The following is an 11,961-nucleotide window of genomic DNA, read 5'->3' as shown; positions in this document are numbered from 1 at the left end:
AACGATGAGCTTTCTTGTCCGCCAGATCGCGCTCAAGTCCAGTGGCGAGGAGATCGTGCGTCCCTCGACCGTCGAGGGTGCCGAACTGTCCATTGGCCGCGATGCGGCAAACGGCATCCACCTCCCCGACCTTGCGGTCGATCCACGCCACGCCGTTGTGGCGCAGGGTGCCGATGGCATCCTGACGATCACCTCGGTCGGCGCCCAACCGTTCGAGGTCAACGGGCGCTCGACCACGCAAGCCGCGCTCGACGCGGGCGTCGGCGCGGAGATAACCTTCGGCGGCCACCGCCTGACGCTGTCGCGCGATGGCGAGTCGGGCCTGCCGACCTTCACCGTGCGCCGCGTGGAAGCCGTCTCGGACTCGGCCGAAGACAAGGACATCACCACGGTCTATACGCTCAAGGGCCTGCTGCCCGGCAAGCGCATGTCGGCCTGGACCTTCGCCGTGCTCGTGCTGATCGCGTTCCTCGCGTTCCCGATCTACAGCTACATGACCTACAAGCCGCTGGCGATGCAGGAAAAGGCGCGCCGGCCTGACAGCTTCCATGCCGACCAGACCTGGTCTTCGGGACCCTTGAGCCTCGCGCACAAGAACCTGGGCGGCGATTGCCAGGCCTGTCACACGCAGGCCTTCGTGGCGGTGACCGACAAGGCCTGCCTCACCTGCCACACCAAGGACGCGCACGACCACATCGCCGACAAGTCGCGCCTGCTGAAGGCGCGCGGTGAGCCCACCGGCATGGCTGCTCTCCAGCGTGCCGTCGCCACCGCCTTCAACCGTCCGGCAGGCAGGTGTGTCGATTGTCACACCGAACACGAGGGTGCAGGCGCTATGCCGGCAACCCAGCAGAAGTTCTGCGCCGACTGCCACAACGGGATGAAGGGTCGCTTGACCGACACCAAACTTGCCGATGCCGCCGATTTCGGAACGGCCCACCCCCAGTTCAAGCCGATGGTGATCAGCGGCATGGACGGCGGCAAGCCACTGTTCCGGCGCGCGACATGGTCGCCTGCCTTGCAGGAGAACAATGGCCTCAAGTTCACCCACGGCCAGCACCTGTCGAAGACCAATGGCATTGCGCAGATGGTTCGCCGCATGTCGGGCCGGTTTGCCGCCAATGACGGGCTCGACTGCCAGGACTGCCACAAGGCCGATGCTACCGGCACGCGGTTCAAACCGGTAGTGATGGAAGATTCCTGCCAGTCTTGCCACTCGCTCAGCTTCGACCAGGTCGGCGGGACGTTCCGCACCCTGCGCCACGGCAAGCCCGAACAAGTGGTGGCGGATTTGCGCGCGTTCTATCGCGGCGGCGCGCCGGCCCGGCCGGCCAATCTATCGGGCCTTGCCCGCAGGGTGCCCGGGGATGCCGCGCTGCGTTCGACCGCCGCAGACTATGCCCGCGCCGTCCGCTTCTATCCGACCCGCGCCGAACAGGCAGTGGCGCAAGTCTTCACCAATGGCGGCATGTGCTACGATTGCCATACCGTCACGCGCGGCGGCACGATGGCGAGCGGCGGATTTGCCGTGCAGCCCGTCGCCCAGAACGACCGCTACTATCACAAGGGGTGGTTCGATCATAAGGCGCACGACAAGAGCGATTGCGCCGATTGCCACACCCAGAGTGCAACCTCGAACAAGGCGAGCGACCTGCTGGTACCCGGAATCGACGGCAAGGGCGGCTGCCGCTCGTGCCACGTCGGCGGCGATGGCGCGAAACTTTCCTCGGTTTCGGTCAAGGACCCGGTCGATTCCTCCTGCGCGATGTGCCACTCCTATCACATGGACGCGGGCGCCCCGTGGGCACCGGCAAAGGACAGAAAGAAAGGCGTCGGGCAGACTGTGGCCGTGGCTGAAAGGCCGCGGTTGCCGGTAAAGCTGCACTAGAACGTCGGCGGGGAACGATGCTGATAGCGCAGGTCACCGATATTCATCTGGGGTTCGAACCCGATTCCCCGGGCGAGTTCAACCGGCAGCGGCTCGATCGCGTGCTGGAGGAACTGGCCCGGATGGAGCCGCGGCCCGACTTGCTGCTCGCCACCGGCGACCTGATCGACCGGGGTGACCGCGAAAGCTACGAACGGCTGCGCGAGGCATTTTCGGACCTGCCGTTTCCGGTCCACTACGCTCTGGGCAACCACGACGAGCGCGCGACCTTCGCGCAGGTCTTTCCCGAAGCGAGGTTCGCCGGCGGTTTCCTGCAATACGTGATCGAAACCGGGCCACTGCGCCTGCTCGTGCTCGACACGCTGGAAGAGGGCCGCCACGGAGGGGCCTTCTGCGAGGCGCGTGCGGCCTGGCTCACGGCCCGGCTTGATGAAGCGCCCGAAGCGCGCACGCTGATCGTCCAGCACCACCCCCCGGTTGAAGTGGGCATCCCCTGGATGAACACCGATCCGGCAGAACCATGGGTCGAACGACTGGCCGAGTGCCTGCGCGGGCGGGCAAACGTCATCGGCATCGTCTGCGGGCATATCCACCGGGCCATAACCACAGCCTGGGAAGGCACGATCGTGGCCACCTGCCCGTCGACCGCCCCGCAGGTCGCGCTCGATCTGCGACCGATCGATCCCGACACGCCAGACAAGCGCAGCCTGATCATCGCCGATCCGCCGGGCTACGCCTTGCACTGGTTCAATGGCCGCGAACTGGTGACGCATTGGGATACGGCCGAGGATCATCAGGTCCTTGCCCGCTATGACGCCAATCTTCAGGGAATGATCCAGCACATGCTGGCCGAGCGTCCCGACCCGGCTTGAGCCGGGACCTGTCGCCTAGCGCACGCCCGCAAGCGTCTTCTGGCGGCGGCGCTGCACCGAACTGCCCAGCCCGATCGCCTCGCGGTACTTTGCTACCGTACGCCTTGCCAGATCGAAGCCTTTTGCCTTGAGCAGGTCGACCAGGGCATCGTCCGAGAGGATGGCCTTGGGATCTTCCCCATCGATAAGCTGGCGGATTGCCGCCTTGACCGCCTCGGCAGAAGCCCCTTCGCCGTCTGACGAACCGACGCCCGAGGTGAAGAAGAACTTCAGCTCGAACGTCCCGCGATCGCAGTTGAGGTACTTGTTCGACGTCACGCGGCTGACAGTCGATTCATGCATCGCGATCGCCTCGGCCACGGTCTTGAGCGTGAGCGGACGCAGGTGCGCGACACCGAAGCGGAAAAAGCCGTCCTGCTGCTTCACGATCTCGGCAGCGACCTTGAGAATCGTCTTCTGGCGCTGGTCGAGCGCCTTGAGCAGCCAGTTGGCATCAGCCAGCCGCTCGCCCAGCCATGCCTTGGCGTCCTTGGTCATGCAGGCGCCGCGCATTTCCACATAGTAGCTGCGGTTGACGACGAGCCGCGGAAGCGTCGCCTGATTGAGCGCAATGGTGAAAGCTCCATCAGTGCCCTCGCGGATCAGGATGTCTGGCACCACGGCTTCTGTCATACCGCCGCCAAAGCGCAGGCCCGGGCGCGGGTCATAGCTGCGCAGTTCGGCGAGCATTTCGGCAAAATCCTCGTCATCGACCTGGCACAACCTCTTGAGCCGGGCGACCTCGCCGCGCGCGACAAGCTCAAGATTGTCGATCAGCCGCGCCATGCACGGATCGTAACGGTCGGCTTCCTTCGCCTGAAGCGCAATGCATTCGGCCAGATTGCGTGCACCGACACCGGTGGGATCGAGCGACTGGACGAGGCCCAGCGCCCGCTCCACCACAACCGGCGACAAGCCGAGAGCCTCGCCCACTTCCCCGAGCGGCATGCCGAGGTAGCCCGCTTCGTCCAGTTGATCGATCAGCCATCGTGCCGCGAACAGCAGTTGCTGATCCGAGGTGGTCATGCCGATCTGGCCATGAAGGTGAGCGGAAAGGGTTTCTGCCGATTGCCCGCGCTCGTCGATGTCGGGGCCCTCGCCCGAGCCGCCGCCGAAGTCCTCGCGCCCGGAGGCCAGTTCCAGCCTGCCACCGTCGCCGGTGTCGCGATCACTGTCGAGCGCGGTGGCATCGATGTCGAGCGGGCGGTCTTCGGCCACGCGGCCTTCGGCAACGAGCTGGTCGACCGGGGAGCTTTCGAGATGGGTGCGGCGCAGTTCCTCAGGCGCAAGATCCAGCGCCTCGGGCGGCGCGGCGTCACCGATTTCGAGCAGGGGATTAGCTTCGACTGCCTCGCTGATGAACGTCTCTACCTCGAGGTTCGACAGCGCCAGCAGCTTGATCGCTTGCTGCAGCTGCGGCGTCATCACCAGCGACTGGGACTGCCGAAGATCGAGCCTCGGGCCGAGCGCCATGGGTCAGATGTCCCCCGGCCCGGCCATCAGAGGGTGAAACCTTCACCCAGATAAAGACGCCGCACGTTGGCATCGGCAACGAGTGCTTCAGGGCTGCCTGCGAACAGGACCTGCCCGCCGTAGATGATGCAGGCGCGGTCGACGATGTCGAGCGTCTCGCGCACGTTGTGATCGGTGATCAGGACACCGATCCCGCGGCCCTTCAGATCCTTCACCAGATGGCGGATGTCGCTGATCGAGAGCGGATCGATACCGGCAAAGGGTTCGTCGAGCAGCACGATGGAGGGGCGTGCGGCCAGCGCGCGGGCAATCTCGCAACGGCGGCGCTCACCGCCGGAAAGCGCCATTGCCGGGCTCGACCGCAACCGCGTCAGGCCGAATTCATCGAGCAGGCGCTCCAGCTCCGCTTCGCGCGTGGCCTTGTCGGGCTCGATCAGTTCAAGCACCGTGGCGATGTTCTGTTCGACCGTCATGCCGCGGAAGATCGAGGTTTCCTGAGGCAGATAGCCAAGCCCCAGTACCGAACGCCGGTACATCGGCAGCTTGGTGATATCGACGCCATCGAGGAGGATGCGGCCGGAGTCGGGACGAACGAGGCCCATGATCGAATAAAAACACGTCGTCTTGCCCGCGCCGTTGGGGCCGAGCAGGCCGAGCACTTCGCCCTTCCCGACCGAAAGCGAGATATCGGTGAGAACCGCGCGCTTGTCATAGGATTTGGCGATCGAGACGACTTCAAGGCCGCCTTGCGGAAGGGGCGGCGAAGCGTTTGCGGCATTGGCGGCAGCCGGGGCAGTCTGTTCGATCACGCTCATCGATTTGCTCTGTCCAATTCCCGCACCTGTTTTCAGGTGCTTGGCCCCCTCAATAGCGGCTCGATCCTGCCCGGCAAACCCTGCACCTGCAATTTGGCAGGATTTATGCATGGCACGTGACATCGTCCTAGACAGGGAGTGTTAGCGACGGATTAACCTTGCGGACGCGGGCCACGCATGATCTATTCATTTCGGAGAAGGATCATACAGGGGAAGTGCCGTGAACAAGGCCCTCCAGACGCCGGGCGCAAAGGCCAGACGACAGATCGACTGGCGCAAGAAGATGAGCGACAACGTTGCATACGGCCTGCTCGTCTACACCGGCCTTCAGATTTTCGTGACGATGCACGAAATCCAGGGGTCGAGCGCTTCGATCCTGCCGGTGTTCGTACTGGTCATGCTCGTCGCCGCGATCATACCCCTGTTCCGCAACTTCGAACGCCGCTGGGAACACCTCAGCGATGAACAGGCGGGCGATCTGGCGTTCAGGACCGCCTTCCGCCGCGACCAGATCAAGGTTTGGGCGCTTGCCGCCCTCCTTCCCTTCGTGATCACCGGGGGCTTCAAGCTGCTCAGCGCCCTGTTCTGAGGGGCGCGGCATTCTTTACAGGTTGATTGCCGTCCCCGGATCGGCCCGCTAGACCCCGCAGCGCTCCCGCTGCGAAAAGGTCGTGATTCATGCTGTCTACCGCTGAAGCCCGTGAACGCTGCGAAGCGCTGGTAGAGCGCGCGCGCAAGGCGGGAGCCGACGCGAGCGATGCGGTCTATCTCGCCAACGCATCGGAATCGATACAGGTGCGCCTTGGCGCGCTCGAAGATGTAGAGCGCTCGGAATCCGAACATGTCGGTCTGCGTGTGTTCGTTAGCGGTGCATCGGCATCGATCGGATCGACCGATCTGGGCGATGCCGCGCTCGACGAATTGGCCAGCCGTGCCGTGGCGATGGCGCGCCTGGCACCTGCCGACAAGTTCGCGGGTCTCGCCCCGGAAGAGCTGATCCTGCGCAGCGGTGTGGCCGACCTCGACCTCAACGATCCGGCCGAGCGCAGCCCGCTCGACCTGCGCCGGCTTGCCGAGGAAGCCGAAGACGCGGCGCGCAGCGTCTCCGGCGTGACCAACAGCGAAGGCGCTGGTGCCAGTGCGGGACTCGGCCTGTTCGCGCTTGCTACAAGCCACGGCTTTGCAGGTGCCTATGCCGCCTCCACCCACAGCCTTTCGGCCAGCGTGGTCGCAGGCGAGGGTGCCACGATGCAGCGCGACTATTCCTGGCGCAGCACGCGCCACGCGGCAGACCTAATGGCCCCTGCCGCAATCGGCCGCGAAGCGGGCGAACGCGCCGTCTCGCGCCTCGATCCCGGCCGCGTGAAAAGCGGGCAGGTGCCGGTCGTTTTCGATCCGCGCGTGGGCAATTCACTTATCGGCCACCTGCTTGGCGCGATGTCGGGCGCTTCCATCGCGCGACGCGCAAGCTTCCTGCTCGATCGTGAAGATGCACAACTGTTCGACAGTTCGATCCGCATCACCGACGATCCGCACGTCCGGCGCGGCATGCGTTCGCGGCCTTTCGATGGCGAAGGCTTGCCCACCAGCGCGTCCGACCTTGTTGCGGGCGGTCGCATCACCGGCTGGCTGATGGACAGTGCCGCCGCCCGGCAGCTCGGGCGCGCACCGACCGGCCATGCCTCTCGCGGGTCGTCGGGCCCGCCCCACGTTACAGCCAGCAATGTCGTGCTGCAGCCGGGGGCGCTGACCCCGGCCGCGCTGATGGCCGACATCGTTGATGGCGTCTATGTCACCGAGCTGATCGGCCACGGTGTCAATGGCGTGACGGGCGACTACAGCCGCGGTGCATCGGGCTTCCGCATCGTGAACGGCGAGATTGCCGGACCGATTGCGGAATTCACGGTCGCCGGCAATCTCGTTGACATGTTTGCCGCGATGACCGCTGCCAATGATCTGGAAGTCTTTCGCGGAATCGACGTGCCTACGCTGCGTATCGACGGCATGAGTATCGCTGGCGACTGAGCTTGCCTTCGCGCCGGGGAACCGCGCGCACGGCCCGGGCATTCAGGCGTGATGAGCTTTTTCCATCGCGCTGCGCGGTTCGTTCAGTCCATCGCCGCCTGTCTGGCCATCGCGTTGCTGGCGCAGCCGGTTTCGGCCCAGTCCAGCCAGAAATCAGCAGACAAGCCGGCAAGCGAACCTGCCCAGATCGCAGCAGCGGCGAGCGATGATGCGGTAATCGCTGCGCGCATCCGGGGCATCTTCTCGGAAATCGGCAATCTCGGAAGCGTCAACGTCCGCGTTGTGTCGGGCGTCGTTACCCTCAGCGGCGAGGTGCCCAGCCAATCCGCGATAGACCAGGCCGTGGGCGTTGCCGGGCGCGTGGCGGGCGTGGTCACCGTGCAGGACAAGCTGAAACGCAGTCTCGACGTCGACAACAATCTCAATCCTGCGATTGGCGGGCTGGCACACAAGGCCGACGCAATCATGGCGGCCATCCCCCTGATCTTCGTCGCAATTGCGGTCGCCGCACTTGTGGGTGCAGCCGGATACTGGCTAGCCGCGCGCAAGACCCTGTGGCGACGGATTGCCCCGAACCCTTTCCTCGGCGACCTGATCGGCACGTTCATCCGCTTTGCCTTCGTGGTCGGGGGCATCGTGCTGGGCCTGGAGATCATCGGAGCAACCGCCCTGCTCGGCGCGGTTCTGGGCGGTGCTGGCGTGGTCGGCATCGCCATCGGCTTTGCCGTGCGCGATTCGATAGACAACTATGTCTCGTCGCTGATGCTTTCGATCCGCCAGCCGTTCCGCGCCAATGACCATATCAAGATCGACGATCACGAGGGGCGGGTCGTGCGCCTGACCAGCCGGGCGACCGTGCTGATGACGCTCGATGGCAATCACCTGCGCATTCCCAACTCGACCGTGTTCAAGGCGGTGATTCTCAACTTCACCACCAATCCCAATCGCCGGTTCAGCCTCGACTTCACCCTGGATCATGGCGACAACCCCTGCCTTGCGCGCGGCAAGGGGCTGGATACGCTTGCCAGTCTCGACTTCGTGCTCGACAAGCCCGAGCCCTCGGCCGAGATCGTCGAGATGCCCGGGGCCACCCAGATCCTGCGGTTCACCGGCTGGGTGGACCAGACGAAGACCGGTTTCGGAAAGGCGCGAACCCTGGCTTTCGAAGCGGTGCGCAAGACCTTGCGCGAGGCAAGCTTCGTGCTTCCCGATGCGACCTATCGGGTCAAGCTGGAGCAGGTCGAATCGCTCGCTCCCGAGCCGGAAGTTGCGCCGGCCAGCGCAACTGCCACTGCTGCGACGACCGACACCGCGCCCGACAGCGCCTCGCCCGAATTGCAGATCCGCAAGATGGTCGCGAACGAGCGGGCCTCGGACGATGGCAACGACCTGCTCGATTCGAGCCGTCCGGTCGAATAGCCCATGCAACAAGGGCCGCTCCGCCTTGGCGGAACGACCCTTTGCAATTCAGCAATCCGGAACGGTCAGGCGGGCTTTGCAGCCTTGGCGCGTTCGATCGCCTCGATCGTGACGCTGCGGGCTTCGTCAGCGCCACCCCACTTGCCGACGCGAACCCACTTATCCTTTTCAAGGTCCTTGTAGTGGGTGAAGAAGTGCTCGATCTGCTGCAGCACGATTTCGGGGATATCTTCCTTTTCCTTCACGTCGGAATAGTACGGGAAGGTGGAATCGACTGGCACGCAGACCAGCTTTTCATCGCCGCCATGCTCGTCTTCAAGGTTCAGCACCGCAATGGGACGTGCGCGCACGACCGATCCGGGGACGAAGGGCGAGCGCGCGATCACGAGCGCATCGAGCGGATCGCCATCTGGCGAGAGCGTGTGCGGCACGAAGCCGTAGTTGGCCGGATAGCGCATCGGCGTGTGCAGGATGCGATCGACGAACAGCGCGCCCGAGGCCTTGTCGAATTCGTACTTCACCGGCTCCCCGCCAACGGGAACTTCGATGATGACGTTGAGGCTTTCCGGCGGATTGTCGCCAGTGGGAATCATGTCAATGCGCATGGGCTCGCCCTTGTTCAATGGGGGTGGAGAGGATGCGCCGCCCCTAGCGAAGCCGCTTGTGCACCGCAACAAGACTTATGGCGTATTCAACTTCCGCCGATCGCATTGATCGTGAAAGCGATCACGCCAATGTTGAAGATGAAAGCCGCGAATGAGTGCAGCGTGGCGATGCGCCGGATCGGCCTTGCACTGATCTGCGTGTCCGATGTCTGGAAAGTCATGCCCAGCGTGAAACTGAAATAGACGAAATCGAGATAATCGGGATCGTCCTCGCCGGGAAAATCGAGCCCCTTGCGGTCTCCGCCGCCACTCTCCGAATAATAAAGGTGCGCGTAATGCAGCGCGTAGACGGTGTTGGCGAAAAGCCAGGTCAGCACCAATGTAGCGACCAGCTTGGCCATGGCGATCCTGTCGCCATCGGAAGCCTTGGGCAGTTCGCCCGCGATCGCCGCCATCACGACCATCGTCACCACCGTGGTGATGATCAGCACGAGCAGGCGATTGGCGTCGTTCTCGGCAGCATGGCGGCGAATGGCAGGGACCGACGTGTCGCGCAGGACCGGGATCAGCGACAGCAGGAAGACGAAAGCGGCCAGATCGAAGGCCATCGCCACGGCGTCGGTCCAGCTCGTTGCCCCCATCGCCAGCCAGTCGACCAGGAACCCGGCCACCAGCAGCACCAGAAACAGCACGAAGCGCGGCGGGGCGATCTTCTTGCCAAGCCCCGCCGCGCTTCGGGCCATCTGCCTTACTTCTTCTTTGCCGCTGTTGCCGCCAGGGCTGCCGCGCCGCCGGGACGCCTGGGCGCGAGCAGCAGCTCAAGCCCGGTCGGCGCCTTGCCCGGTGCCACGCGCTCCAGCCAAGGGTAGCGCAGGCCGTCCTTGTAATCGATCGTCACCGTATCGAAGCGGTTGCCGCGCTTGACCAGAAGCTGGAGCGGCACTCCCTTTTCGCCCTTGGCCGCGGTGATCGCCTTCTTCATGTCGTCTGCGGTATAGGCGAGGCCGTTGACCGCCGTGACCTGCATGCCCGTCACGATCCCGGCATTGAATGCAGGGCTGTCCCAGCGCGTGCCGGTGACCTTGCCATCCTTGTCGAGCGAGATGCCGATGGAGTTGCCGAGCGCGAGGCCCTTGCCGAAGTCCATCGCCGCCTTGGTGTAAGGGTTGGGCTCTTCCTTCCAGACGAGCTTGTAGCCGCCCTTCTCGATCCCGCCCAGCGGGACCGGCTGGCCGGGCTGGTTGATCCGTGTGTCGATCAGCTTGGCCCAATCATAAGGATAGAGGGCGTTCAGCTTGGTCACGATCTCGTCGACCTCGAACGGAATCTGGCCCCAGTCGCCCGGATTCATCCCGAAGAAGGACCTGGCGAAGTCGTCGATCGACTTCTTGCCGCCGGTGCCCTCGCGCAGGATCTGGTCGATCTCCAGCCAGACCAGCGCGCCTTCGGTGTAGTAGTCCTCGTTGCGGGCCAACGAGGCGAAGGGCTTGGGCTTGCGCGAAGCGAAAACCGGATCGAACCCGGTATCCTCGACCGAGCGCCATTCGCGACCCGGCGATTGCGTGAAACCGCCCGCCCACGAAGCGAGCATGCCAAGGACCATGTCCCTGCCCTGCAGCCCCGAACGCGCGCCGAGCACGGCCCCCCAGAACTGGTCCTGCCCTTCATAGGTCCACAGCAGGTCACCCTGCATCGGCTGGCGATAATCTGGCGTCCACAGGCGCGCCGGACGGCGGAACTTGCCCGACCACGAGTGCGAGTATTCATGCGGCAGCAGGTTGCGGTCCCACTCCTGCTTGTCCCATTCGGTGAACGCCTCGGGCTCGAGCTGGTTCTCGCTCGACCGGTGATGTTCAAGGCCGATGCCGCCGATCTTGTCCGAAAGCGCCAGAAGCAGGTCGTAATGGTCGAAGTGATTGGCGCCGAAGGCCAGCTTCGCCTCCTCGACCAGCGCCTTGTGCGCGGCGATATGTTCGGGCTTGGCGGCAAGCTGCTCGGGCTTGTCGGCCACGACGTTGAGCGTGACGTTCTGTCCCAGATCCCACTTCTTGAAATACTTGCCGGCAAAGATCGGCGAATCGACCAGTGTCTCGTAATCGGTCTCGGCCCAGGTGGCGCGGTTGCCGGACATGCTCATGCCGTCAAGCGCGGTCGCGGGGGTCCAGCCCTGCGGGAATGTCACGGTCGGCTTCACCCTGATCCGGCGCACATAGTGGCCTGCGGGATAGAGGCTCATCTTCTCCCACTGCAGGTTGAGCATCTCGGGCGTCATCGTGATGCGCCCCTCCGATGACTGGAGCGGCGAGGTATGGATGAACTTGGCCACAACTTCCTTCGCCCCTGCAGGCAGCATCACGTGGAACGCGAAGACCTCGACCCGGTCGCGCTTCCATTCGACCGGCTTGCCATCCACCAGGAACTGGATGCCGACGAGTTCGGACAGCGTTCCGCGCGGGCCGTGGTTGCCCGGAAGCCATTGCGGAAGCTGGAGGATCAGCTCCCTGGCACCGGCCGCAACCGGGATCGTCTGCGTCACGCGGTAATCGCCGCGCGTGATGTCGGACGCGTCGATATCGAGCGTCATCGTGCCGGGATAGGCAACGTCCTGCGCATCGGGCACGGTCTGGCTGATCGGCACGGCCATGGGCGCCGAGCGTGACACCGTGCCTTGAGCGAGCGCGCTGGTGGAAACGGTGAGGGCGAGGAGGAGCGGGGCTGCCGCAAGTGTCTTGATCATGGACGTTTCATGGCCCGAAGCAGTCACAACCGCAACCATGTGCGTCTACCTTTTTGCGGCCCTTTCCGTTTTCTCACATTCGGGCTAA

10 protein-coding genes are annotated in these 11,961 nt (G+C 64.3%); 5 read left to right on the top strand and 5 right to left on the bottom strand.

What is annotated here, in order from left to right:
- Nucleotides 1-4 precede the first annotated feature (4 nt).
- Nucleotides 5-1,888, top strand: a complete 1,884-nt coding sequence (locus AC2A04_RS10015) for a cytochrome c3 family protein (RefSeq protein ID WP_484212176.1) — start codon at nt 5-7, stop codon at nt 1,886-1,888.
- 17 nt (nt 1,889-1,905) lie between these two features.
- Entirely contained in the window at nt 1,906-2,760 is an 855-nt protein-coding gene (locus AC2A04_RS10010) for a phosphodiesterase (RefSeq protein ID WP_484212175.1), read from the top strand.
- Nucleotides 2,761-2,775: 15 nt separating this feature from the next.
- Here AC2A04_RS10010 and rpoN read toward each other — a convergent pair whose 3' ends face one another.
- On the bottom strand, nt 2,776-4,272 hold the full coding sequence (gene rpoN, locus AC2A04_RS10005; RefSeq protein ID WP_484212174.1) for an RNA polymerase factor sigma-54: 1,497 nt from the start codon (nt 4,270-4,272) through the stop codon (nt 2,776-2,778).
- Nucleotides 4,273-4,298: 26 nt separating this feature from the next.
- Complete coding sequence (gene lptB / locus AC2A04_RS10000; RefSeq protein ID WP_484212173.1) at nt 4,299-5,087, bottom strand: LPS export ABC transporter ATP-binding protein; 789 nt, start codon at nt 5,085-5,087, stop codon at nt 4,299-4,301.
- A 220-nt stretch (nt 5,088-5,307) separates the two neighbouring features.
- Between lptB and AC2A04_RS09995 the strand changes: the two genes are divergently transcribed.
- The 3 genes from AC2A04_RS09995 to AC2A04_RS09985 all read left to right on the top strand — a co-directional run bounded on the left by AC2A04_RS09995 (nt 5,308) and on the right by AC2A04_RS09985 (nt 8,531).
- Nucleotides 5,308-5,676, top strand: coding sequence for a hypothetical protein (locus AC2A04_RS09995; protein ID WP_484212172.1), 369 nt, complete (start codon nt 5,308-5,310; stop codon nt 5,674-5,676).
- Nucleotides 5,677-5,765: 89 nt separating this feature from the next.
- On the top strand, nt 5,766-7,112 hold the full coding sequence (locus AC2A04_RS09990; protein ID WP_484212171.1) for a TldD/PmbA family protein: 1,347 nt from the start codon (nt 5,766-5,768) through the stop codon (nt 7,110-7,112).
- 51 nt (nt 7,113-7,163) lie between these two features.
- Complete coding sequence (locus tag AC2A04_RS09985; RefSeq protein WP_484212170.1) at nt 7,164-8,531, top strand: mechanosensitive ion channel domain-containing protein; 1,368 nt, start codon at nt 7,164-7,166, stop codon at nt 8,529-8,531.
- A gap of 65 nt (nt 8,532-8,596) precedes the next feature.
- Here AC2A04_RS09985 and ppa read toward each other — a convergent pair whose 3' ends face one another.
- From ppa to AC2A04_RS09970, 3 genes are all read right to left on the bottom strand, one after another.
- Nucleotides 8,597-9,136 (bottom strand): inorganic diphosphatase, encoded by a 540-nt coding sequence (ppa, locus tag AC2A04_RS09980; RefSeq protein WP_484212169.1) that lies wholly within the window; start codon nt 9,134-9,136, stop codon nt 8,597-8,599.
- A gap of 86 nt (nt 9,137-9,222) precedes the next feature.
- Nucleotides 9,223-9,879 (bottom strand): DUF1345 domain-containing protein, encoded by a 657-nt coding sequence (locus AC2A04_RS09975; RefSeq protein WP_484212168.1) that lies wholly within the window; start codon nt 9,877-9,879, stop codon nt 9,223-9,225.
- A 5-nt stretch (nt 9,880-9,884) separates the two neighbouring features.
- Complete coding sequence (locus tag AC2A04_RS09970; RefSeq protein WP_484212167.1) at nt 9,885-11,873, bottom strand: M61 family metallopeptidase; 1,989 nt, start codon at nt 11,871-11,873, stop codon at nt 9,885-9,887.
- Nucleotides 11,874-11,961 lie beyond the last annotated feature (88 nt).

The organism is Novosphingobium sp. HNCC26DJ243, from assembly GCF_057180545.1.
Note: the sequence above shows the minus strand (reverse complement) of the source record. Positions and strands in the feature narration are given on the sequence as shown.